Source organism: Pseudomonas sp. MPB03, assembly GCF_046605385.1.
In the GTDB taxonomy this organism is placed as follows: Bacteria; Pseudomonadota; Gammaproteobacteria; order Pseudomonadales; family Pseudomonadaceae; genus Aquipseudomonas; species Aquipseudomonas zanjanensis.
This window is the reverse complement of record NZ_CP176770.1, coordinates 5,857,478-5,881,006: the sequence shown is the minus strand read 5'-3', so window position 1 is coordinate 5,881,006 and position 23,529 is coordinate 5,857,478. Positions and strand designations below refer to the sequence as shown.

At 62.4% G+C, this 23,529-nt stretch carries 23 protein-coding genes; 11 read left to right on the top strand and 12 right to left on the bottom strand.

Annotated features, from left to right (window positions below):
• Positions 1–80: 80 nt before the first annotated feature.
• Both ACLH0I_RS25630 and ACLH0I_RS25625 read right to left on the bottom strand, forming a co-directional pair.
• The gene (locus ACLH0I_RS25630; RefSeq protein WP_411385703.1) at positions 81–1,160 is read right to left on the bottom strand and encodes an endonuclease/exonuclease/phosphatase family protein; all 1,080 of its coding nucleotides are present in this window, start codon (positions 1,158–1,160) and stop codon (positions 81–83) included.
• On the bottom strand, positions 1,157–1,816 hold the full coding sequence (locus ACLH0I_RS25625) for a YciC family protein (protein WP_250963295.1): 660 nt from the start codon (positions 1,814–1,816) through the stop codon (positions 1,157–1,159). The genes ACLH0I_RS25630 and ACLH0I_RS25625 overlap by 4 nt, the downstream gene beginning before the upstream one ends.
• 176 nt (positions 1,817–1,992) lie before the next feature.
• Between ACLH0I_RS25625 and ACLH0I_RS25620 the strand changes: the two genes are divergently transcribed.
• From ACLH0I_RS25620 to ACLH0I_RS25610, 3 genes are all read left to right on the top strand, one after another.
• Positions 1,993–2,742, top strand: a complete 750-nt coding sequence (locus tag ACLH0I_RS25620) for a DUF2076 domain-containing protein (protein ID WP_411385702.1) — start codon at positions 1,993–1,995, stop codon at positions 2,740–2,742.
• A gap of 128 nt (positions 2,743–2,870) precedes the next feature.
• Positions 2,871–3,350 (top strand): NYN domain-containing protein, encoded by a 480-nt coding sequence (locus ACLH0I_RS25615; RefSeq protein ID WP_411385701.1) that lies wholly within the window; start codon positions 2,871–2,873, stop codon positions 3,348–3,350.
• Between the two features lie 21 nt (positions 3,351–3,371).
• Complete coding sequence (locus ACLH0I_RS25610; RefSeq protein ID WP_250963293.1) at positions 3,372–3,983, top strand: PolC-type DNA polymerase III; 612 nt, start codon at positions 3,372–3,374, stop codon at positions 3,981–3,983.
• A 123-nt stretch (positions 3,984–4,106) separates the two neighbouring features.
• Here the strand turns inward: ACLH0I_RS25610 and ACLH0I_RS25605 are convergent, their stop codons facing one another.
• A complete protein-coding gene (locus ACLH0I_RS25605; protein ID WP_053125600.1) occupies positions 4,107–4,559 on the bottom strand; it encodes an Lrp/AsnC family transcriptional regulator in 453 nt (150 codons plus the stop codon).
• A 161-nt stretch (positions 4,560–4,720) separates the two neighbouring features.
• On the opposite strand from ACLH0I_RS25605, the gene yedA reads away from it, so the two are divergent.
• Both yedA and ACLH0I_RS25595 read left to right on the top strand, forming a co-directional pair.
• Positions 4,721–5,623: a drug/metabolite exporter YedA gene (gene yedA / locus ACLH0I_RS25600; RefSeq protein ID WP_411385700.1), complete on the top strand. Its 903-nt coding sequence runs from the start codon at positions 4,721–4,723 to the stop codon at positions 5,621–5,623.
• Between the two features lie 58 nt (positions 5,624–5,681).
• Positions 5,682–7,019, top strand: coding sequence for a DEAD/DEAH box helicase (locus tag ACLH0I_RS25595; RefSeq protein ID WP_186706542.1), 1,338 nt, complete (start codon positions 5,682–5,684; stop codon positions 7,017–7,019).
• A 135-nt stretch (positions 7,020–7,154) separates the two neighbouring features.
• On the opposite strand, the gene ACLH0I_RS25590 is transcribed toward ACLH0I_RS25595, so the two are convergent.
• Together ACLH0I_RS25590 and ACLH0I_RS25585 are read right to left on the bottom strand one after the other, a co-directional pair.
• Entirely contained in the window at positions 7,155–8,396 is a 1,242-nt protein-coding gene (locus ACLH0I_RS25590) for a TIGR03862 family flavoprotein (RefSeq protein WP_411385699.1), read from the bottom strand.
• A gap of 277 nt (positions 8,397–8,673) precedes the next feature.
• Positions 8,674–9,594: a histone deacetylase gene (locus tag ACLH0I_RS25585; protein ID WP_186706540.1), complete on the bottom strand. Its 921-nt coding sequence runs from the start codon at positions 9,592–9,594 to the stop codon at positions 8,674–8,676.
• Positions 9,595–9,667: 73 nt separating this feature from the next.
• Between ACLH0I_RS25585 and ACLH0I_RS25580 the strand changes: the two genes are divergently transcribed.
• From ACLH0I_RS25580 to ACLH0I_RS25570, 3 genes are all read left to right on the top strand, one after another.
• Entirely contained in the window at positions 9,668–10,237 is a 570-nt protein-coding gene (locus ACLH0I_RS25580) for a GNAT family N-acetyltransferase (RefSeq protein ID WP_207967007.1), read from the top strand.
• 103 nt (positions 10,238–10,340) lie between these two features.
• A complete protein-coding gene (tesB, locus tag ACLH0I_RS25575) occupies positions 10,341–11,210 on the top strand; it encodes an acyl-CoA thioesterase II (RefSeq protein WP_039594097.1) in 870 nt (289 codons plus the stop codon).
• Entirely contained in the window at positions 11,207–11,800 is a 594-nt protein-coding gene (locus ACLH0I_RS25570; RefSeq protein ID WP_411385698.1) for an HAD family hydrolase, read from the top strand. Before tesB ends, ACLH0I_RS25570 begins: the two co-directional genes overlap by 4 nt.
• 126 nt (positions 11,801–11,926) lie before the next feature.
• Here ACLH0I_RS25570 and ACLH0I_RS25565 read toward each other — a convergent pair whose 3' ends face one another.
• Positions 11,927–12,874, bottom strand: coding sequence for an alpha/beta hydrolase (locus ACLH0I_RS25565; RefSeq protein WP_411385697.1), 948 nt, complete (start codon positions 12,872–12,874; stop codon positions 11,927–11,929).
• Complete coding sequence (locus tag ACLH0I_RS25560; RefSeq protein WP_411385696.1) at positions 12,875–13,759, bottom strand: neutral zinc metallopeptidase; 885 nt, start codon at positions 13,757–13,759, stop codon at positions 12,875–12,877. It abuts the gene before it with no gap.
• A 252-nt stretch (positions 13,760–14,011) separates the two neighbouring features.
• Here ACLH0I_RS25560 and ACLH0I_RS25555 point away from each other — a divergent pair, with 252 nt between their 5' ends.
• Positions 14,012–14,890, top strand: coding sequence for a DMT family transporter (locus ACLH0I_RS25555; protein ID WP_186730609.1), 879 nt, complete (start codon positions 14,012–14,014; stop codon positions 14,888–14,890).
• 197 nt (positions 14,891–15,087) lie between these two features.
• On the opposite strand, the gene ACLH0I_RS25550 is transcribed toward ACLH0I_RS25555, so the two are convergent.
• A complete protein-coding gene (locus ACLH0I_RS25550; RefSeq protein ID WP_411385695.1) occupies positions 15,088–16,425 on the bottom strand; it encodes an MFS transporter in 1,338 nt (445 codons plus the stop codon).
• Positions 16,426–16,694: 269 nt separating this feature from the next.
• Between ACLH0I_RS25550 and quiC the strand changes: the two genes are divergently transcribed.
• On the top strand, positions 16,695–18,596 hold the full coding sequence (quiC, locus tag ACLH0I_RS25545; RefSeq protein WP_411385694.1) for a 3-dehydroshikimate dehydratase QuiC: 1,902 nt from the start codon (positions 16,695–16,697) through the stop codon (positions 18,594–18,596).
• A gap of 102 nt (positions 18,597–18,698) precedes the next feature.
• Positions 18,699–19,376 (top strand): TetR/AcrR family transcriptional regulator, encoded by a 678-nt coding sequence (locus ACLH0I_RS25540; protein WP_411385693.1) that lies wholly within the window; start codon positions 18,699–18,701, stop codon positions 19,374–19,376.
• A 149-nt stretch (positions 19,377–19,525) separates the two neighbouring features.
• On the opposite strand, the gene ACLH0I_RS25535 is transcribed toward ACLH0I_RS25540, so the two are convergent.
• The 4 genes from ACLH0I_RS25535 to ACLH0I_RS25520 form a co-directional block, all read right to left on the bottom strand.
• Positions 19,526–20,377, bottom strand: coding sequence for a shikimate dehydrogenase (locus tag ACLH0I_RS25535; RefSeq protein ID WP_411385692.1), 852 nt, complete (start codon positions 20,375–20,377; stop codon positions 19,526–19,528).
• Between the two features lie 5 nt (positions 20,378–20,382).
• Positions 20,383–20,823, bottom strand: coding sequence for a type II 3-dehydroquinate dehydratase (gene aroQ, locus ACLH0I_RS25530; RefSeq protein WP_186706530.1), 441 nt, complete (start codon positions 20,821–20,823; stop codon positions 20,383–20,385).
• Positions 20,824–21,120: 297 nt separating this feature from the next.
• Entirely contained in the window at positions 21,121–22,200 is a 1,080-nt protein-coding gene (gene trmA / locus ACLH0I_RS25525) for a tRNA (uridine(54)-C5)-methyltransferase TrmA (protein WP_411385691.1), read from the bottom strand.
• Positions 22,197–23,492 carry an NCS2 family permease gene (locus ACLH0I_RS25520; protein WP_411385690.1) on the bottom strand — a complete coding sequence of 432 codons (1,296 nt, stop codon included), beginning with the start codon at positions 23,490–23,492 and terminating at the stop codon, positions 22,197–22,199. The genes trmA and ACLH0I_RS25520 overlap by 4 nt, the downstream gene beginning before the upstream one ends.
• Between the last annotated feature and the right edge of the window lie 37 nt (positions 23,493–23,529).

The following is a 23,529-nucleotide window of genomic DNA, read 5'->3' as shown; positions in this document are numbered from 1 at the left end:
GTGGATCAGCAGCATTATTATCGACTGACACACCGCTATCGCGAGCAAGCTCGCTCCCACAGGGGGCTTCGGTGAGTCCGCTAAGGCGCGGCCGGCAACAGGAACCGCGCAATCACCGGCAAGTGATCGGAGATGCGCAAGGTATCGTCCTGCCTTACCTGGGCCTGGACCCGTTTGATGCGCGGGCTGTAGAACAGGTAGTCGACGGTGCGGTCGGGGCCGTTGAGGCCGGGGTCGTTCGGGTAGTGGGTCAGCCAATGTTCGCGGTCGATGCCGCTGGCTTCGTTGTTGGTGGGGATCATCGGGTATTTGTCCCACAGCAGGTGCAGCGGGCTGTCGGCGGCGTAAGGCGTGCGCTGCTCGGATGGCAGGCGCCGGTACTGGCCCAGGGGCAGCAGGTTGAAGTCGCCGCCGATCAGCCAGGGCGTGCCCGCGGATTCGAATTTATCCACTGCCTTGGTGACGGCGGCGATTTGCTTGGGCAGGGTGTCGTCCGGCTCGGTGGCCCGTTCCAGATGGGTGTTGAGCACCGCCAGTTGGCCGCCGTCGCTCAGCGCCAGATAACTCACCAACAAAGCGTTTTTTGGCTGGAACTGACGGCTGATGAAGTTGGCGTCGGCCACCGGCAGTTGCACCCGTTCGGCATGGTCGATGCGGTAGCGACTCAGGGTCGCCAGTTGCCGGCCGACACTGCCGAAGATACGCGGGTTGGGGATGAAGTCGGCCTTCCAGTCGAAGGCGCTGGTGCCGCACGGATAGAGGTCGGCCAGGCGTTCCTGTAGCAGCTTGAGCTGGTCCTGGTAATCGCTGGCCTTGGCGCCCTTGTCCAGTTCCTGGAGCAACACGATGTCCGGTTGTTCGTCGCGAATGACCCGGGCCACTTCGTCGAGGCTGAAGGCCATGTCCTCCAAGGTCGGGCTTTCATCGTCGCCCTGGGCCAGGTCGTGCCAGAACACGTAGCGCTTGCCGGCGAGGAACTGGACGTTCCAGGTCATCACCTTCAAGGCCTGGCCGGGCACCAGCGCTGCTGCGTTGGCAGTGCAACTGACGGGCAGTGCTTCCCGGGCCTGGGGGCGCCAGGTCAGGCCATAGGTTGCAAAGGCACCGATGCCGACAATCAACAGCAGGCCCAGCAAGGCGTGGCGTAGTAGACGGGTCATGGCTTGGGTTTTTCTGCAATCAGCATGAACATTCGGAACAACACCACGGTGGTGAACAATTGCAGGAAGCTGTGGAGGCTGTCGACCAACAAGCTGATCAACGGATTCTGCGGCGGCGGATACACCGAGACGCTGGCACCCTTGAGCAACCACAGCGGGACCATGACGGCCAGGATGCAAAGCAGGATTCGCCAGAAATGGCCTCGACTCAGGCGCGCGCTTTCCTTCATGGCGGCCAGTGGCGCCATGCCCCTCAACACCAACAGGTATTCGCCGAAGGCCAGGACGACCATCAGCCACAGCCCAGGCAGGAAGTACAAGGAGATGCCGATCAGGATCAGCAACGTGTTGAGAGCGGTCAGCAAGGCGAAGCGCGGCCACTGGAGCAGGGCGGCGGCAAGCAGGTCTCGCGTGCGTGGCGCTTCACCACGGCTGCGGGCATCGAGAAACAGAATCAGCGCCGCGGTGTACAGCGGATAGACCAATAACCCAACGATGACGCTGTAGCCGGAAAAACCGTCGGCCCCCAGGGCGTTGTCCACCCCTTGTTGCAGCACGGCTTCAAGTATCACCAGCGGCAGGCACAACTGGGCGATCCGGCCCAGATGGCGCTTGAAAAAATACAAGGAGTCACGCAGTACTTCTAACGGATTCATGGGTCGGTATCGCAGTTCAAAAAAAGCGGTCCGACACTTTACCCATCAGGTGACCGCAGAAACAAACGTAAACATCAGGTAAAGACCATTGAAAGCTTTTCGACGCGCCCCATTACTGATGGGCACCGGTCTTCGGGATCGGAATGGTTTCTACCCGGCAATCGAATGAGGTCGCCATGAACAGCGAAGAACAAACCCTGATCGATGGACTGTTTTCACGGCTGCGACAGGCCGAAAAGGATTCAGCCCCGCGCGATGCCCAGGCCGAGGCGCGGATCAAGGAGCACCTGGCGAGCCAGCCAGCGGCGGGCTATTTCATGGCCCAGGCGATCCTGGTGCAGGAGGCTGCGATCAAGCGCCTCGATGAGCAGAACAGGCAGCTCTCCCAGCAGGTCGAGCAGTTGCAGGCCGAGTTGCAACAGGCTCGCAAGCAAGCGCCGGCGTCCAGCGGTGGCGGTGGTTTCCTCTCGAGTATTTTCGGCGGAAGCCCACGGGACTCGCGCCCGGCGAGCGCACCGGCCTCCAGCGGAGGTGGTTGGCGCGAACCGACACCGTCGTCCTTCAATGCCCCGGCGCAACAGGGTTTCGGCGCGCCGCCCGGCAATTATGGCGCGCCGCAGCAGCAGGCCCCGGCAGCGGGCAGCTTCCTCGGCGGCGCGCTGAAAACCGCGGCGGGCGTGGCCGGTGGCGTGATGCTGGCCCAGGGCATCAGCAGCCTGTTCCACAGCAACCAGCAACCGCAGGAAATCGTCGAGATCCTCAAGGAAGAACCGGCGCAACCGGTCAACGACACCACTGACAGCAGTTGGGGCGATGACCAGCGTATGGCCGATAACGACGCCTACGGAAACGACCCGGGCGGCTTCAGCGACGCGGACTACAGCGACGATTCATCTTCCTTCGGCGACGACGACTCCTTCGTCTGAGCTGCCATTCGTCCGGGGCGCCCTGGCGCCTCGGGCCGATTATTCGCGGAACAACCCCTCTGGCTGGCATACTGGGCGACTTTTCGGCCCTGGTGGTCTGCCTGCGTGTGCATCCAAGAGGAAACGCGGTGAAAAAAATTGCAGTGTTCGCCGATGTCCAGAACCTCTACTACACCGTGCGCCAGGCTTATGGTTGCCATTTCAACTATGCCGCGCTGTGGGCAGATGTCAGCAAACAAGGCCAGATCGTCGAGGCCTACGCCTATGCGATCGATCGCGGTGACAGCAAGCAGCAGCAGTTCCAGCAGATCCTGCGCAACCTGGGTTTCATCGTGAAGCTCAAGCCCTACATCCAGCGCAGCGACGGCTCGGCCAAGGGCGACTGGGACGTGGGCATCACGCTGGACATCATGGACGCTGCCGATCACGTCGATGAAGTGGTGCTGGCCTCCGGCGATGGCGATTTCGACATGCTGCTCGAACGCATCATCAACAAGCACAGCATCCAGGCCGTGGCCTATGGCGTGCCGGGGTTGACCGCCAACTCGCTGATCCGCGCCGCCAGTCGCTATGTGCCCATCGAAGGCGCGTTGTTGCTCAAGAATTGATTTTCACGGAGTTCAAAAGGTTTGGAACGCATCGCAGTCATCGACTTTGAAACCACCGGCATCACCCCGAGCAGCAGCTGCCGGGCCACTGAAATCGCAGTGGTGATGCTCGAACAAGGCCGGATCGTCGACCGCTACCAGAGCCTGATGAATGCCGGTGTACGCGTCCCAGCCTTCATCGAACAACTGACCGGCATCAGCAACGCCATGTTGCGCAGCGCACCGTCGGCGGAAAAGGTCATGAACGAGGTCAACGAGTTTGTCGGCACCACGCCGCTGCTGGCCCACAACGCTGCGTTCGATCAGAAGTTCTGGGATTTCGAGCTGGGACGCATCAAGCGCACCCGCCTGCAGAATTTTGCCTGCTCACTGTTGCTGGCCCGGCGCTTGATGCCGGCGGCGCCGAACCACAAGCTAGGCACACTCAACACGTTCGCCGGCTTGCCCCACACCGGCCAGGCTCACCGGGCCATGGCCGACGCCGAAATGGCCGCCAACCTCACCGCGCACCTGGCTGCGGAACTGCGGCAGAAGCACGGGCTACGGGAGCTGTCCCATGATCTGCTGTGCAGTTTGCAGAAGGTGCCGGCGGCGAAGATCAACGAGCACCTCAAGCGGCATCGCGGGTTCTAGACACACCACAAAACAAAAACTGTGGGAGCGAGCTTGCTCGCGATAGCGGTGTGTCAGTCAATAGAGAGGCTGACTGATCCGACGCTATCGCGAGCAAGCTCGCTCCCACAGTTTCGATTAGCGTTACTTGCCATTCCCTTCCAACTGCCCCAACGGCACGCGCTTTTCAATGGCACTGGACAGCACGATCGAGGTCTTGCTGAAACCGAACTTGGCGATGCGGTTGATCAGCTCTTCCAGCTCGGGCATCGAGCCGACAGCCGCTTGCATGATCACGCACGGGTCCCCGGTGACCCGATGGCATTCGGTCAGTTGTGGGATCTTGCACAGTTCATCGTAGGTCTTCTGGTTGCCGTGCTGGTTCATGCGCAGTTCGATGACGCACTGCACCGGCAGGCCGATCTTGGCCATGTCGACCTTGGCTTGATAGCCGGTAATGACGCCGCTGGTTTCCAGTTTGCTGACCCGCTCGGCCACGGCCGGGGCTGACAGGTTCACTTTGCGGGCCAGTTCAGCGTAGGACGCACGACCGTTTTCCAACAAGGCGCTGAGCAGCATGCGGTCGTATTTATCCACAGGTAGGCTTCCAAATGACGTGACTTTCGAAAGCGCGATTTATAGCGCCGAACGCCGTGTTTTGAAAAGTGTATGGCTTGGATAAACAGGTTTTGTAACTTAAATTCCGTCTGTCGCCTTTCTAGAATAACGTCTCTCATTGTCCTGACTTCGAGTTGAACATGCCTGGCACACGCCGTTTTCCCCTGCCCTTGATCGCTGCCTTCTTTGCCTTGTACGTCATCTGGGGGTCGACCTACCTGGTGATTCGTATCGGCGTGGAGCATTGGCCGCCGTTGCTGCTGGCCGGGATTCGTTTTGTGCTGGCCGGTTCGCTGATGTACGGCTTCCTGCGCTGGCGTGGGGCGCCGGCACCGACCTGGGCGCAGTGGAAGGCCGGGGCGATCATTGGCGTGCTGCTGCTCAGTTTTGGCAATGGCGCGGTGAGTGTCGCCGAGCACACGGGCGTGGCGTCCGGGGTCGCGGCATTGGCGGTGGCGACGGTGCCTTTGTTTACCCTGTTGTGCGGCTATTTCTGGGGCGCGCGTAATACGCGTCTGGAATGGGCGGGCATTGTGCTGGGGTTGATCGGCATCGCCATGCTCAACCTCGGTTCCAACCTGCAGTCCAGCCCGTTGGGCGCGACCTTGCTGGTGTTCGCGGCGGCGTCCTGGGCCTTTGGCTCGGTGCTGAGCAAGCATTTGCCGTTACCGGCCGGGGCGATGGCCAGTGCCGTGGAAATGCTGGTGGGCGGTGTGGTGCTGTTGATCGGCAGTTTCGCCAGCGGCGAACACTTGGACAGCATGCCGCCGCTGGAAGGTTGGTTGGCCTTGTTCTACCTGATCGGCTTCGGTTCGATCATCGCCTTCAACGCCTACATGTACCTGCTCAAGCATGTGCGCCCGGCGGCGGCCACCAGTTATGCCTACGTCAACCCGGCCGTGGCGGTGCTGTTGGGCATCGTGTTTGCCGGTGAAACCATCGGCATCGAGGAGGCCCTGGCGATGTTGGTGATCATCAGTGCCGTGGTGTTGATCGGCTTGCCGCAGTGGCGCAAGCCCAAGCCTGCGCCGGCCGCCGCCTGATTTAGGGTAAACTGCCGCGCATTGCACACCTTGCGCTGATTTTTCCTACGGTACTTCCATGACTTTCGCCACCCTTGGCCTGATCGAACCCTTGTTGCGCGCCCTCGAGACGCTCGGCTACCAGACTCCGACCCCGGTTCAGGCCCAAGCCATGCCGGCGGTGCTCGCCGGTCGCGACCTGATGGCCGCGGCCCAGACTGGCACCGGCAAGACCGCCGGTTTTGCGGTGCCGCTGTTGCAGTTGCTGACCACTGAAGGGCCGAAGGTCGCGGCCAACTCGGTGCGGGCGCTGATCCTGGTGCCGACCCGTGAACTGGCTGAGCAGGTCCATGAAAGCGTGCGGCAGTACGCGCAGAACCTGCCACTGAGCACCTACGCGGTCTACGGCGGCGTCAGCATCAATCCGCAGATGATGAAGTTGCGCAAGGGTGTCGACCTGCTGGTTGCCACGCCGGGTCGCTTGCTCGATCTGTTCCGCCAGAACGCACTGAAGTTCAACCAGTTGCAGACCCTGGTGCTGGACGAAGCCGACCGCATGCTCGACCTGGGCTTCTCCGAGGAACTGGCGAATATCTACAAGGCGCTGCCGAAGAAACGCCAGACTCTGTTGTTCTCGGCGACCTTTTCCGATGCGATCCGCCTGTTGGCCGGGCAGATGCTCAACGATCCGCTGAGCATCGAAGTGAGCCCGCGCAACGTCGCCGCCAACACCGTCAAGCAATGGGTGGTGACGGTGGACAAGAAGCGCAAGGCGGAGTTGTTCGTGCACCTGATGCGCAAGAACAAGTGGAAGCAGGTGCTGGTCTTCGCCAAGACCCGCAACGGTGTCGATGCGCTGGTGGAAAAACTCCAGGGCCTGGGCGTCAACGCCGACGGCATCCACGGGGACAAGCCCCAGGCCACTCGCCAGCGGGCGCTTGACCGCTTCAAGGCCAGCGAAGTGCAGATTCTGGTCGCCACTGACGTCGCTGCTCGTGGCTTGGACATCGAGGATTTGCCGTTGGTGGTGAACTTCGACCTGCCGATCGTCGCCGAAGATTACATCCACCGTATCGGCCGTACCGGTCGGGCGGGCGCCACCGGGCAGGCGATTTCCCTGGTCTGTGCCGACGAGGTGAATCTGCTCTCGGCCATCGAGATGCTGACCCGCCAGACGTTGACTCGGCAGATGGAACAGGACTTCGAACCCGAGCACCGGGTGCCGGACACCGATGCCAGCGGCCAGGTGATCAAGAAGCCGAAAAAACCGAAGAAACCGAAAACTTCCGGTGGTGGCGGCAAGCGCAACCTGGGCAAGTGGGTGGACAGTGGCGACGCTGCGCCTGTGGAACCTTCGGTCAAGCCTGTGCGAAAAGTGCCAGTGTTCAATACCGGGCCGCGTAAGCGTAAGCCTTGATGATTTGCTGTGCCTGAGATACCGCTATCGCGAGCAAGCTCGCTCCCACAGTGGTGCTCAGGTGCTCACAGATCCTGTATGCACCACAGATCTTCTGTGGGAGCGAGCTTGCTCGCGATGGCCGCGCCTCGGTCTTCAATCCAGGCGCTGTAACCACTCCACCAACCCCAACCCCGCCGCCCGGCCGCTGGCAAAGCAGGCGGTGAGCAGGTAGCCGCCGGTCGGCGCTTCCCAGTCGAGCATTTCCCCGGCGCAGAACACGCCGGGCAGGTGCTTGAGCATCAGGCGTTCATCCAAGGCCTCGAAGGTCACGCCACCGGCGCTGCTGATGGCTTCGTCCAGGGGACGAGGCTTCACCAGGGTGACCGGCAGGGCCTTGATCGCCTGGGCCAGTTGCGCCGGGTCAGTGAAGCACTCGGCCGGCGTGAGCTCGCGCAGCAGCGCCGCCTTGACGCCATCGATCCCCAGCTGGCTGTGCAAGTGCTTGGCCATCGAGCGTGAGCCGCGCGGTTTGTTCAAGGCCTGGAGGATTTTATCCACAGGCCGGCCCGGCAACAGGTCCAGATGAACGGTCGCATGGCCATGCTGGTTGATGGCTTCACGAATGGGCGCCGACAGGGCATAGACCAGGCTACCTTCGAGGCCGGTGACGGTGATCACGCATTCGCCGAGGCGTGGCACATCGTCGTTCAGGCCCATGGCGATGTTCTTCAGCGGGGCGCCGGCGAATTTGCTGATCATCAGGTCGCTCCAGGCCTCGACCTCGAACCCGCAGTTGCTCGGTTGCAACGGCGCCAGCGCTACGCCGCGTTGTTCCAGCGGTAGCATCCAGGCGCCATCGGAGCCCAGGCGCGACCAACTGCCGCCGCCCAACGCCAGCAAGGTGGCCTGGGGGCGCAGGGTTTTTTCGCCTTCCGGCGAGGCGATGCGCAAGCTGCCGTCGGGGTTCCAGCCGAGCCAGCGGTGACGGGTGTGAATCGCCACACCGGCATCACGCAGGCGCTTGAGCCAGGCGCGCAATAGCGGCGCGGCCTTCATGTCGGTGGGAAATACCCGCCCGGAGCTGCCGACAAAGGTGTCGATGCCCAGCCCGCGGATCCAGGTGCACAACTCGTCCGCCCCGAACGTTCGCAGCAGTGGCGCGAGGTTGGGCGCGCGTTCGGCGTAGCGGGACAGGAAGGCCGGGAAGGCTTCGGAGTGGGTGATGTTCATGCCGCCCACACCGGCCAGCAGGAATTTGCGGCCCACCGATGGCATGCCGTCGTACAGGTCGACCTGCAAGCCGGCTTGGCTCAACACCTCGGCCGCCATCAGGCCGGCGGGGCCGCCGCCGATGATGGCGATGTTTGGGGTAGAAGGCTGGACGGTCGAGGTCATGATCTGGGCTGCGGGGCTGGAATAGGCGAGGCATTCTATCAGCACAAAATTCTGTGGGAGCGAGCTTGCTCGCGATGGCGGTGTGTCAGTGGCATTGATGTAACGGGTCCACCGCTATCGCGAGCAAGCTCGCTCCCACGGGGAATGCAGGTGTTTTTTAGAACTCTGATCAAAAAACAGCCAAGCCTCTGTACGCTTCAGGCGGCATAGCCTGTAGGCCGTTTCGCTCAGGTTATCCACAAGCCGCTCCACAGGCATTGTGGGTAAAGCCCAGGTTTCAGTGACAACCTGATGACGTCCAGACCCTTTGTGCGCTGTGGTGCAGGATCCCGTGGCGGCGGGCCAGGGCCTGGCGATCCTTGCTATAGCCACCGCCGATCACCCCGACCACCGGGATGTCGCGTCCCAGGCAATGGCGCATGACGCTCTCGTCCCGGGCGGCGAGGCCTTCGTCCGTCAGCTTCAGGTAACCGAGGGCGTCATCCTTGTGCACGTCGACGCCGGCGTCATACAGCACCAGGTCCGGTTGATAGAGCGGCAGCAGGTAGTTGAGCGCATCGTCCACCACGTTCAGGTAAGCGGCGTCGCCCATGCCCATCGGCAGCGGGATGTCCCAGTCGCTTTGCGCCTTGCGTGCGGGAAAATTCTTTTCGCAGTGCAAGGAAACTGTCACGGCGTCCGGGGTGTCATGGAGTATTCGAGCGGTGCCGTCGCCCTGATGCACATCGCAATCGAAGATCAGCACCCGCGACACCCGGCCGCTGGCCAGGAAATAACGGCTGATCACCGCCAGGTCGTTGAAAATGCAGAACCCGGCCGGGTGGTCGTAGTGGGCGTGGTGGGTACCGCCGGCCAAGTGACAGGCCAAGCCGTGTGCGAGGGCTTGCTCGGCGGCCAGGAGCGAACCGCCGACGGCGCGCACCGTCCGGCGGGCCAGGGCCTCGCTCCAGGGCAGGCCCAGTCGCCGTTGGTCTTCACGGGACAACTCGCCGCCCATGTAGCGCTCGATATACGCGCGGTCGTGAGCCAGGGCGAGAATGTCCGGCGGACACAGTGAGGGGCGCAACAGGTCGGCATCGCGGGTCAGGCCGCTCTCCACCAGGTGGTCGCGCAACAGGCGAAATTTGTCCATGGGGAAGCGGTGTTCCGCCGGGAATTCGGGGCTGTAGTCTTCGTGATAGATCAGCGGTAGCGGCATGGTGTTTTCAGTGGTGATTGAGCCACGAATCCTACCAGCGATGTAGACTCTGAGGGCATGGAGGGGAGTGAAGATGGAGCCGATACTGGAACTGGAAAGCGCACGGCTGATATTGCGGCAGTGGCGCGACGATGATTTGCCGGCGTTTGCGGCCATGTCTGCCGATCCGCAAGTGATGCGTTATTTTCCGGCACCCTTGAGTCGCCTGGAAAGCGCTGCGTTGATCGGCCGTGTGCGCGGGCATTTTGCCGAGCATGGTTTTGGTTTGTGGGCGTTGGAGCGCAAGGACACCGGGGCTTTCATTGGCTTTACCGGGCTGGGCGTGGTCGGGTTCGACGCGCCTTTCACGCCAGCGGTGGAGATCGGCTGGCGCCTGGCGCGCGAGCATTGGGGGCTCGGTTATGCCAGCGAAGCGGCGTGGACCGCGCTGCGCTGTGCCTTCGACCGCCTGGGGTTGGATGAAGTGGTGGCGTTTACCGCTGTGGATAACCTGCCGTCGCAGAAAGTCATGCAGGCCATCGGCATGCAGCATGATCCTGCCGACGATTTCGAGCACCCAAAACTCGCGGTCGATCATCCATTGCGTCACCATGTGCTTTATCGCATCAATCGTGAGCAATGGTTGCAGACCCTTCACGGTTAGCCGACACGGACGTTTACAATGCCCGCCAGAATGGCCTGGGCCAACAATCGATCCACCGCCGCGGCGTAGACTGCGGCAATTGCGCTGTGTGAGGAAAGTCTGAATGAGCCACGTGTTGGAAGATCTGGTCGACCTGCTGACCCTGGAACCGATCGAAGAGAACCTGTTTCGCGGTCGCAGCCAGGACCTGGGGTTTCGCCAGCTGTTCGGCGGCCAGGTACTGGGCCAGTCGTTGTCGGCGGCCAGCCAGACCGTGGAAGAGGCGCGCCATGTGCATTCGATGCACGGTTATTTCCTGCGTCCAGGCGATGCTGCGCTGCCGGTGGTCTACCAGGTGGACCGGGTGCGTGACGGTGGCAGTTTCAGCACCCGCCGGGTGACGGCGATCCAGAAGGGCAACCCGATCTTCACCTGCAGCGCCTCGTTCCAGTATGACGAGCAGGGTTTCGAGCACCAGAGCACCATGCCGCAAGTCGTCGGCCCGGAGAACCTGCCGTCCGAGCTGGAGCTGACCCAGCAGCGCGCGCACCTGTTGCCCGAGCACATGCGTGAAAAACTGCTGTGCCCCAAGCCGATCGAAGTCCGCCCGGTCACCGAAAAAGACCCGTACAACCCGCAACCGGCCGACCCGGTGAAATACGTGTGGTTCCGTGCCGATGGCGCCTTGGCGGACATCCCGGCCCTGCACAAATACCTGCTGGCCTACGCGTCGGACTTCGGCCTGCTGACCACCTCGATGCTGCCCCACGGCAAATCGGTGTGGCAGAAGGACATGCAGGTCGCCAGCCTTGATCACGCGTTGTGGTTCCACGCTGACCTGCGCGCCGATGACTGGTTGCTCTACGCCATGGACAGCCCGTGGGCCGGCAATTCCCGTGGTTTCTCCCGTGGCAGCGTGTTCAATCGCGCTGGGCAACTGGTGGCGTCGGTCACCCAGGAAGGCCTGATTCGCCACCGCAAGGACTGGGCATGAGCCTGGCCGAGGTTCGTCACTGGGTGTTCGACATGGATGGCACGCTGACCATCGCCGTGCATGATTTCGCGGCGATCCGCGTGGCCCTGGCGATTCCGGCCGAAGATGACATTCTCACTCACCTGGCAGGGTTGCCCGCTGAGGAGGCCGCGGCCAAGCATGCCTGGTTGCTGGAACACGAGCGGGACCTGGCGCTGGGCTCCAAGCCTGCGCCGGGCGCGGTCGAATTGGTGCGCGAGCTGGCCGGGCGCGGCTATCGCCTGGGGATCCTGACCCGCAACGCCCGTGAGCTGGCCCACGTGACCCTGGAGGCCATTGGCCTGGCGGACTGTTTCGCGGTGGACGATGTGCTGGGCCGCGATGAAGCACCGCCCAAGCCGCATCCCGGTGGCCTGTTGAAACTGGCCGAGGCCTGGAGCGTGACGCCCGACACGATGGTGATGGTGGGCGACTACCGCTTCGACCTGGATTGCGGCCGTGCGGCGGGGGCGCGGACGGTGCTGGTGAATTTGCCGGACAATCCATGGCCGGAGCTGACGGATTGGCATGCGCGGGATTGCCTTGAGTTGCGGCGGATGTTGTCGGCTTGAGATTGATATTGGCCGGCTAGCCGCCATCGCGAACAAGCTCGCTCCCACAGGGGATGTGTGGCGAACACAGAAAACCCTGTGGGAGCGAGCTTGCTCGCGATGAGGCCCTATCAGTCGCCACGAGGCTTACTGCCCAAACAACACCCTCAGCCCCTCCGGCGAATTGAACATCCCATCCCCATCGTGCCCGACCCCAGGCACCTCGATCAGCCGCTGGTTCAGCCCCTCGGGATGGCGCCGGGTCAGGTAGTCGAAAAAGAAATGCCCACGCAGTAACCGATACGCCCCCTGGGTCTGTGCTTCACAACCCTTGTCCAACGCCGGATGCTCCGGATCGATGTCCTGCTGCCCGAGCAGATAAACGATATCGCGCTTGACGTAGTGTTCCTCCAGCTGGGCGGGCGTTCGCCCAGCGGCATAGGCGGGCAGGTCCTGCAGGCCGTATTTCCAGCGGTTGAAGCCCGGGCAACTGGCGGCGTCGAAGGCCATGGGCCGTTGCGCATCGAAGTAGGCATAGGACGACGGGTTGGCGATGACGAAACGCGGGTTGATCCGGTATTGGCCTTGGGCGAGCAGGGCATAGCGCTGCACGACCTGGGCGCCGCCGGAATGACCGGCGATGACGATGTCCTTTACTTGGGGAAATTGCTGCCGGTCACTGACCCGCGCGACGATGTCGTCGAGGACTTGGAAGGAGCTGACCGGGTTGGGCCCCGTGGACAGGCCTGCGGCCATCCAATCATTGCCCTGCCAGCGCAGTAGATCATTGGGCAACGTGTGGCGAGCCACGTCCTGCTCGTTGAGGAATTGCGGGGCGATGACCAGCGTCGTGCCCTGTTGCCCGGCCTGCCCGGCAGCTTTTTCGGCGCTGTGCAGGTAGGTGTCGGCGTTGCGCAGCCGACCATGAAGGATGATCAGCACGCGTTGGATGGATGCCGGGGGCGGGCTGACGGCGACGGCCATGGCACCGCCCTTGAGTTGCAGGCGCCCCTGGGCGACCACGTTGACGCCGTGTTCATCGGCCTGGGCCGCGGCGCAGCACAGCACCAGCCCGATCAACGCCCACCCCTTCATCTACAGGGTTTTCGCCGCGAACGTGTCGCACTGACTGACCTGGCCCTGGGCGAAGCCGGTCTTGAACCAACGCACCCGCTGCGCCGACGTACCGTGGGTGAAGGAGTCCGGCACCACGCGGCCCTGGCCTTGCTGCTGCAAGCGGTCGTCACCGATGGCATTGGCGGCGGTCAAGGCCTCTTCGATGTCTCCCGGCTCCAGCCAGTTCAGGCGCTTCTGCGCATGGTTGGCCCAGACCCCGGCCAGGCAATCGGCCTGCAACTCCTGGCGCACCAACAAGCCGCCGTCGCCCTCCATCTGCCGGCCTTGCTGGCGTGCTTCCTGGATTTTCGCCGACACGCCGAGCAGCGTCTGCACATGGTGGCCGACTTCGTGGGCAATGACGTAGGCCTGGGCGAAGTCGCCGGCGGCGGCAAAGCGTTGGGACATTTCCTTGAAGAAACTCATGTCCAGGTAGACCTGCCGGTCCGCCGGGCAATAGAACGGCCCGGTCGCCGAGGAGGCCAGGCCGCAAGCCGAATTGACCCGACCACTGAACAGCACCAGTTTGGGCTGCTGGTATTGGCGTCCGGCCTGCTGGAAGACTTGGCCCCAGGTGTCTTCGGTATCGCCGAGGATCGAGCGCACGAACTCGGCCTGTTCGTCGTTGGCCGGTGGCGCCTGGCGGGTTTGTGACGTGGCGGGTGCGGACTGGTCCATCTGCCCGGCCAGTTGCCCGAGAATCTGCATCGGGTCCTGGCCGGTGATCCAGCCGATGCCGACGATCAGGAGAATGGCCGTCAGGCTCAATCCCTTGCCGCCGCCAAAACGCATTCCGCCACCGCCCCCACCATCACCACGGGCGTCCACCACGTTGTCACTGCGGCGACCTTTTTTCCATAACATGTGGGAGATCCTCTAAATGACGCTGCGAGAAATGACTGCTGTGGCGGTGAGTCTAGCTTTTAGGCGCCCAAGGTGCGCGCCGCGCTTGTGCTGTCAGGCAACGGACACGGGTTTTGGTTCATCGAAGTGCCGATCCTGCCTGGCGCCGGAATTTTCATTACACTGCCGATTCAGAACTTATCGGCATGCTCGCTGGCCCAACAACTGCATCGTGCGTCACGGCCCTTATATCAAGCAACGCAGGTTTCCCTCATGACCGTCAGCACACCGCTCTCCGGCGTCAATCAGGCTTTCAAGGGCATCGTGCTAATCCTGGCCGCAACGTTCCTGTTCTCCAGTCATGACGCGTTGTCCAAATACCTGTCCGGTTTTTATCCGATCGTCATGGTGGTCTGGGCGCGTTACGTGGTGCACACGTTGTTGATGGCGGGTATTTTCCTGCCACGCTCGGGGCTGCGGGTACTGCGTACCAAGCGCCCGTTGTGGCAGTTGGCCCGGGCGTTGTGCCTGCTGGGCACCAGTCTGTTTTTCACCACCGCGTTGATGTTCATACCTCTGGCGGAGGCGACGGCGGTCAACTTCCTCGCGCCCGTACTGGTGACGGCGCTGTCGGTGCCATTGCTGGGCGAACGGGTGACGCGCGGTCAATGGATCGCGGTGATCTTCGGTTTCATCGGGGTGTTGATCATCGTCCATCCCGGCGGCGATCTGTTCACCCCGGCGGTGCTGTTACCGTTCTGTTCGGCACTGTTTTTCTGCTTCTACCAACTGCTCACGCGCAAGCTCAGCGAGATCGACAGCCCGACCACCAGCAATTTCTTCGCCGGCCTGTGCAATACCTTGGTGATGAGCGCGCTGGTGCCGTTCTTCTGGCAGGTGCCGAGCCTGATGCACGGGGCGATGATGTTGGCGCTGGGGGCCTGCGGGATGACGGCGCACCTGATGCTGACCCAGGCCTTCCGCTTTGCCGCCCCGGCGCTGCTCGCGCCGTTCGGGTATTGCCAGATCGTGTTTGCCGGCCTGCTGGGCTGGTTGTTGTTCAACCACACGCCGACGCTGACCACCGTGGTGGGCATCGTCTTGATCTGCTTGAGTGGGTTGGCGGCGGCGTGGCAACAGCGGCGGGCGTAACCGCTGACAAACCCTTTTGTGGCTAGCACAGCACTCTCTGGGCTAGCACAGCCCCCAGTGGCGAGGGAGCTTGCTCCCGCTGGGCCGGTCCGACGCTTCGGGCGAAGCGGCCCTCGCTTTTTTGCGATTGCTGCGCAATCGAGCGGGAGCAAGCTCCCTCGCCACAGGTGAATCGTTGCCCGTTAGCGTGTGGACAGTCATTTTTCCAGGGTAGGCACCTTGCGCGGCGCCATGAAGTACAGCCAGGTCAGGGCAATGAAGTACATCGCCGGGATCAGGGTGAACAGCACGGTGTAGTTATTGTGGGTGATCGTGAGAATGTGGCCCACCAGTTGGGTCATGAACATCCCGCCGATGGCCGCGCACATGCCGCCGAAGCCGAACACCGTGCTCATCATGTGCTTGGGCGTGTAGTCCATCACCAGGCTCCAGATGTTGGCGGTCCAGGCCTGGTGCGCGCCAATGGCCAGGGAAATGGCGAACACCGCCATCCACAGGCTGCTGGAACCCGCGGCCATGATCACGCCGATGATGCAGCAGGCGAACAGCAGCATGGACACCAGGCGCGCCTTGATCGGGTCGAGGCCGCGGCCGATCAGGAACGACGACAGGATCCCGCCGCCGACGCTGCCGAAGTCGGCGGTGAGGTAGATGATGATCAGCGGGATGCCCATCTGGGTCACGTTGATGCCCAGGTTGTATTGCTGGTTCAGGAACGGCGGCAACCAGTAGAGGTAGAACCAGAATACCGGCGCGGTGATCGAGTAGGCCAGGGCGAACGCCCAAGTGCCGCGCATGCGCAGGATGCGCGAGAACGGTACGCGGACCGGGTCCGGTTCGTCCTGGGCCTGGATGTAGTCCAGCTCCGACTGTTTGACGGTGGGATGGTCTTCAGGGTTGAAGTACTTCAGGCCCCAGAACAGCAGCCAGATCCCGCCCAGCGCGGCCATGCACAGGAACGCCGCCTGCCAGCCCCATACGTGCAGGACCAGTGGCAGCAGCATCGGCGTGAACATCGCACCGACGTTGGTTCCGGCGTTGAAGATACCGGTGGCGACAGCCCGTTCGCCCGCCGGGAACCACAGCCGGGTGGTCTTCACGCAGGCCGGGTAGTTGGCGGCTTCGGTAAGGCCGAGAATGAAACGGCAAACCATGAAGCCCACTGCCGACGTGGCCAGGCCGTGGGCGCCGGTCGCCAGGCTCCAGAGCAGCACGGCGCAGAAGAACACGCGCTTGACGCCGATCCGGTCGATCAGTCGCCCCTGCAACACGAAGCCGATGGCATACCCGACCTGGAACCAGAAGTTGATGTTGGCGTAGTCCATCGCCGTCCAGCTCATTTCCTTGGCCAGGATCGGCTGCATGACGCCCAGGGCGGCACGGTCGATGTAGTTCAGGGTGGTGGCGAAAAACACCAGGGCGAGCATGCCCCAACGGGTCTTGCCCACGGCCATGGCGCCGCGGATCTTGTCACCGACGCTGCCGGTGGAGGCACCCAGGCCAGGGGCCAGGCGGGAGCTTTGGGAGGGAATCATAGCGTGTACCCGTTTTTGAAATTCTTATGGTTGGTCTGGGTCTGTCCATCGAGATTGGCGATCAGAGCCGGTGTCAATGTGGAAGCGATGGTGCGCAGTGAGCAAAAAATCGTCAATTCAGCCATGGGCATTGTGTTCGATAATCGCCCAAAAAACTAACCGGATGGTACATATTGAATTGCTGAAAGAAACCGGCAGCTCAATAATCGGCTGACTCTTTAAAAAGCGGCGCACCTTTGTAGCCGATGCCTGTCCCGGGAGCCGAAGTCATGCAGCGTTCCATTGCCACCGTGTCCTTGAGCGGTACTTTGCCGGAGAAACTCGACGCCATTGCCGCCGCCGGTTTTGATGGGGTGGAAATTTTCGAGAACGACCTTCTTTATTACGATGGCAGCCCTCGAGAAATCAGGCAGATGTGCGCTGACCTGGGCATCGCCATCACCTTGTTCCAACCGTTTCGTGATTTCGAAGGCTGCCGCCGCGATCGTCTGCCGCGCAACCTGGAGCGGGCCGAGCGCAAGTTCGACTTGATGCAGGAGCTGGGCACCGACCTGGTGTTGGTGTGCAGCAATGCCTCGGCCGACAGCGTCGGCGATGAACAGATCCTGATCGATGACTTGCGCCTGCTGGCCGAACGGGCCGGTGCCCGCGGCTTGCGCATCGGTTACGAGGCGCTGGCCTGGGGCCGCCATGTAAATACTTATCAACAGGTCTGGAACATCGTGCGCCAGGCCGATCACCCCAACCTCGGCGTGTTGCTCGACAGCTTCCACACCTTGTCCCTCAAGGGCGACCCGAGCGCCATTGCTCAGATCCCGGGCGACAAGATCTTTTTTGTGCAAATGGCCGATGCACCGATCCTGGCCATGGACGTCCTGGAGTGGAGCCGGCATTTCCGTTGTTTCCCGGGCCAGGGCGAATTCGACTTGCCGGGGTTCCTGGCGCCGATCATCAAGAGTGGTTATACCGGGCCGCTGTCGCTGGAGATCTTCAACGACGGTTTTCGTGCCGCGCCGCCACGGGCCAATGCCGCCGACGGCCTGCGTTCGCTGCTGTACCTGGAAGAAAAGACCCGCCAGCGCCTGGCCGAAGAAGCGAGCGCCGCTGGCAATGCCGACATCCTGTTCGCTACACCCCCGGCCAGCGAATACGACGGCATCGAATTCCTCGAGTTTGCCGTGGACGATAACCTCGGTGCCAAGCTCTCCCACTGGTTGGAACGGTTGGGGTTCGTCAAGGCGGGCCAGCATCGCTCGAAGAATGTCAGCCTGCTGCGCCAGGGCGACATCAACCTGATCCTCAACAGTGAACCGTATTCCTTCGCCCACAGCTTTTTCGAAGCCCACGGGCCATCGTTGTGCGCCACCGCCGTGCGGGTGAAAAACAGCGCCAGTGCCCTGGAGCGGGCGGTTGCCTACAAGGGTCAGCCCTATCGCGGATTGGTGGGGCCCAATGAGCTGGAGCTGGCGGCGGTGCGTGCACCGGACGGCAGCCTGATTTACCTGGTAGACCAGGACGCCGACGTCTATGGCACCGATTTCAACCTGCAACCGGGGGCGGTCATCGGGGCCGGGCTCAAGCGCATCGACCACATGGCGATGGCGCTGCCGGCCGACAGCCTCGACAGTTGGGTGCTGTTCTACAAGAGCCTGCTGGATTTCGAGGCCGACGACGAAGTGGTCTTGCCCGACCCCTATGGCCTGGTAAAAAGCCGGGCGCTGCGCAGCCGCTGCAGTTCGATCCGCTTGCCGCTGAACATTTCCGAGAACCGCAACACCGCGATCTCACATGCGCTGTCGAGTTATCGCGGCTCCGGCGTGCATCACATCGCCTTCGACTGCGACGACATCTTCGCCCAGGTCAGTCGGGCCAAGGAGGCGGGCGTACCGTTGCTCGACATCCCGCTCAACTACTACGACGACCTGGCGGCGCGTTTCGATTTCGATGACGAGTTCCTCAGCGAACTGGCTTACTTCAACGTGCTGTACGACCGTGATGCCCAGGGTGGCGAGCTGTTCCACGTCTACACCGAGCCGTTCGAGGGGCGGTTTTTCTTTGAGATCATCCAGCGCAAGAACGGTTACGCCGGTTATGGCGCCGCCAACGTCGCGGTGCGCCTGGCGGCCATGGCCAAGTCCCGCAGCGGTGGCTTGCGGCACGCCAAGTTGTAGGGAAATCGTAAACGTGGCGGTAATGGGCGGTGCCGTGGCTTCCTTCAGTGCACGGTGCGGCCCATAATCGCCAGCCTGTGCAGTGATGGCCGTGAGCCCGCAATGACTATGAATCCAGAGCTTTCCGCAGCGCTCGACGAACCTGTCGCCCAGCCGCGCAAGAGTCGCAAGAACAACCCGGAGAAGACCCGGGAAAACATTCTTCAGGAAGCCATCGTCGAATTCGTCCAGCAGGGCCTGGCGGGTGCCCGGGTCGACGCCATCGCCGAGCGCATCCACACCTCCAAGCGCATGATCTACTACTACTTCGGCAGCAAGGAGCAGTTGTACGTCGAGGTGCTGGAAAAACTCTACGGCGATATCCGCACCACCGAGAGCCGCCTGCACCTGGCGGAACTGGCCCCGGTGGACGCGATCCGGCGCCTGGTGGAATTCACCTTCGACCACCACGATCGCAATGTGGATTTCGTGCGCATCGTCTGCATCGAGAACATTCACAACGCCGAGTACGTGAAGCAGTCAGGCGCGATCAAGGCGATGACCAATACCATCCTCGATTCCCTGGGGGTGATCCTGCGGCGCGGCGCCGAAGAGGGCGTGTTCCGTGCCGGCCTCGAGCCGCTGGATGTGCATCTGCTGATCAGCTCGTTCTGTTTCTACCGGGTGTCCAACCGCCAGACGTTCGGTGAGATCTTTCAGATCGACCTGTCGGATGAAGCGGTGAAGCAGCGGCATCGGCAGATGGTGTGTGAATCGGTGTTGCGGTACTTGCAGGCCTGACACCGAACCTGATGTGTGAGCGGGCTTATGTGGGAGCGAGCTTGCTCGCGATAGCGGTCGATCAGCCAACATCAGTTGCGACTGACACACCGCCATCGCGAGCAAGCTCGCTCCCACAGGTCATTTCCACAGGGGATTCATCACCGGCTTCAGTGATTCATGCTCTGAAAATGCGCCAGCATCCGCTGCGCGTCCGGCGCCACGCCACTGAACAGTTCGAACGCCTTCACCGCCTGGAACACCGCCATGTTGCCGCCATCCAGCGTGCGGCAGCCGATGGCGCGGGCGTTGCGCAGCAGCTCGGTTTCCAATGGGAAGTAAACGATTTCAGCGACCCACAAAGCGCCCCGCAACAACTCGACCGGCACTGGCATGCCCGGCAGTTTCGCCATGCCCATGGGCGTGGTGTTCACCAGACCGTCGGCCTCGGCCATGGCCGTTGGCAGGTCATGCCCGGCGCGAGCGCGGCCGGTGCCGAAGTGTTGATTCAAGTTGTTGGCCAGTGCCTCGGCGCGGCTGACTTCGACGTCAAAGATGCTCAGGGTTTCCACGCCCTCTAGCAACAGCGCATGGGCCACCGCCGCGCCAGCGCCCCCCGCGCCCATCTGGACCACGCGCTTGCGCGCCACTTCCCCCAGGCCACGGCGAAAACCTTCGGCGAACCCCAGGCAGTCGGTGTTGTGGCCGATGCGCTTGCCGTCCTTGAGCACCACCGTATTGACCGCGCCGATGCCTCGGGCCTCGGGCGACAGCTCGTCCAGCAGCGGGATGATCGCCTGCTTGCAGGGGAAGGTGATGTTCAGGCCGGTGAAGTCCATGCGTTCGGCGGCCATCAGCAAATCGGCCAGGGCACCGCTGTCGAGCTTCAACGCGTCCAGGTCGATCAGTCGATAGAGATAACGCATGCCTTGGGCATCGCCTTCGCGCTCATGCAGCGCCGGCGTGCGGGACGCCTGGATACCCGCGCCGATCAGGCCGGCCAGCACAGTGATATTCGACATGCCCATCAACCCTTCAACCGCTGACTGAAATGTTCAAGGGCCAGGCGATAACCATGGCTGCCAAACCCGCACATCACGCCAATGGCGACGGATGAGACAAAGGAGTGGTGGCGGAAGGTTTCACGGGCATGAACGTTGGACAGGTGGACTTCGATGACCGGCACTTCGCTGGCCACCAGGGCGTCACGGATCGCCACGGAAGTGTGGGTCCAGGCCGCCGGGTTGATGACGATACCGGCGCACCGGCCCCGGGCACCGTGAATCCAGTCCAGCAATTCGCTTTCCTGGTTGGTCTGGCGGAACTCTACCGCCAGGCCGAATTCGTCGGCGGCGCGCCCGCACAGTGCAGAGATATCGGCCAGGGTTTCATGGCCGTAGGTGGCCGGCTCGCGGGTGCCGAGCAGGTTCAGGTTCGGGCCGTTGAGCACCAGAACGATCGGAGGCATCGCAGTTTCTCCACATTTTTATTGTTGGTGTCGGCGGGGTTTCAGCCGGTGGAGATAAATTGTACTAGATGGTTAATTTGGTCAAATAAAGCCGCGGTCGTTGGGCAATAAGTGTTCGATGATCGAACATTGCCGGCCGAAAGGTGAGGGAGAGCAATTGTGGCGAGGGGATTTATCCCCGCTCGAGTGCGCAGCACTCGCAAGAGGCCAGACAAGACAGAGCAGAGGGCCGCTTCGCAGCCCAGCGGGGATAAATCCCCTCGCCACAGGGTAATCCTTCACCCCGAAAGGGAGGACTCAGCGCCGAGTCAACAACACCCCGGATTCCATGTGATGGGTCCAAGGAAATTGATCGAACAACGCACAACGCGTGATGCGGTGGGTGTCGTTCAATTGCGCGATGTTCGCGGCGAGGGTCTCCGGGTTGCAGGAGATGTAGAGGATGTTGTCGAACCGCCGAGTCAACTCGCAGGTGTCCGGGTCCATGCCGGCACGCGGCGGGTCGACGAATACGCTGCCGAATTCGTAGCTTTTCAGGTCGATGCCCTGCAGGCGACGGAACGGTCGGACTTCGTTCAAGGCTTCGGTCAGTTCTTCGGCGGACAGGCGCACCAGGGTAACGTTATCCACAGCGTTTTCGCTGAGGTTGCTCAGCGCGGCGTTCACCGAGGTCTTGCTGATTTCGGTGGCCAGGACTTTGCGCACGCGGGTGGCCAGGGGCAGGGTGAAGTTGCCGTTGCCGCAGTACAACTCCAGCAGATCGTCGCTGCGATCGCCCAGCGCTTCATAGGCCCAGTTGAGCATCTTCTGATTCACCGTGCCGTTGGGCTGGGTGAAGGCACCCTCGGGTTGGCGATAGCTGAAGGTGCGGCCGCCCACTTCAAGTTTCTCCACCACGTAATCGTGGCCGATCACTTCCCGCTTGCCCTTGGAGCGGCCAATGATGCTGACGCCCAGGTCGGCCGCCAATTTTGACGCGGCCGCGTGCCAGTGCTCGTCCAGCGGGCGGTGATAACACAGGGTGATCATCGCATCGCCCGCGAGGGTGGTCAGGAATTCCACTTGGAACAGCTTATGGCTCAGGGGCGCACTGGCTTGCCAGGCGGCCTTGAGCTGCGGCATCAATTGGTTGATGCGCAGGCTGGCAATGGGAAATTCCTCAATGAGGATCGGTGTGCGTTTGTCGTCCTGGGAGAACATTGCGTAATGCCGTTCGCCGGCCTCGCGCCAGAGGCGGAATTCGGCCCGCAGGCGAAAGTTTTTCAGGAGCGAATCGAACACCGCAGGTTCCGGTGCGTCGAACGGCGCCAACAGGTCACGCAAGCGGGTGACCTTGTCCTGTAACTGGGCGGCGTAGGCCTGGGAATCAAAAGTCATGCGTTGAACCAACCCAACTTGATCACGAACAGGATCGACAGAATAACCAGCGCCGGGTTCAGCTCACGGCCACGGCCAGACACCAGTTTGATGGCGGTCCAGGCGATGAAACCGAAAGCGATGCCGTTGGCGATGGAATAGGTGAATGGCATCGCCAGGGCGGTCACCACCACGGGCGCGGCGACGGTGATGTCATCCCATTCGATTTCCGCCAGGCCCGAGGTCATCAGCACGGCGACGAACAACAGGGCAGGCGCGGTGGCGAAGGCCGGGACGCTGGCGGCCAGTGGCGAGAAGAACAGCGCCAGCAGGAATAGGATCGCCACCACGATGGCGGTCAAACCGGTGCGGCCGCCGGCGCTGACGCCCGCCGCCGATTCGATGTAGCTGGTGGTGGTGGAGGTGCCCAGCAGCGAACCGGCCATGGCGGCGGTGCTGTCGGCGATCAGCGCACGGCCCATCTTCGGCATGTGGCCGTCCTTGCCCATGAGTCCGGCGCGCTTGGCCACGCCAATCAGGGTGCCGGAGTTGTCGAACAGGTCGACGAACAGGAAGGCGAAGATCACGCTCACCAGGCCGATGTCCAGGGCGCCCTTGATGTCCAGTTGCAGGAAGGTCGGGGCCAGGGACGGTGGCGCGGAGATGACGCCGTTGAACGGGGTGAAGCCCATCAGGATCGAAACGATGGTGACCGCGAGGATGCCGATCAGCACCGCGCCGCGTACTTTCAAGGCTTCGAGGGCGACGATCAGGACAAAGCCGAGGGTCGCGAGGATCGGCGCCGGTTGCTTCAAGTCGCCGAGGCCCACCATGGTCGCCGGGTTTTTCACCACGATGCCGGCATTGTTCAGGGCGATCAGCGCCAGGAACAGGCCGATACCGGCGGCAATGGCCGAGCGCAGCGGCAGCGGGATGCTGTTGATGATCCACTCGCGGATGCGGAAGATCGACAGCAGGAAAAACAGCACGGCGGAGACGAACACCGCGCCCAGGGCCACTTGCCAGGTGTGGCCCATGTGCAGGACCACGGTGTAGGTGAAGAAGGCGTTCAGGCCCATGCCCGGCGCGAGGGCGATCGGGTAGTTGGCGATCAGGCCCATGACCGTGGAGCCAATGGCCGCCGCCAGGCAGGTGGCGACGAATACCGCGCCTTTGTCCATGCCGGTTTCGCCGAGGATGCTCGGGTTGACGAACAGAATGTAGGCCATGGCCAGGAAGGTCGTGACGCCCGCCAGGATCTCGGTCCGCACGTTGGTGTTGTGTGCCTTGAGTTGAAACAGCCTTTCCAGCATGTCTGCTCCCCGTGGCGCGCCCGGCGCCGTGAATGTA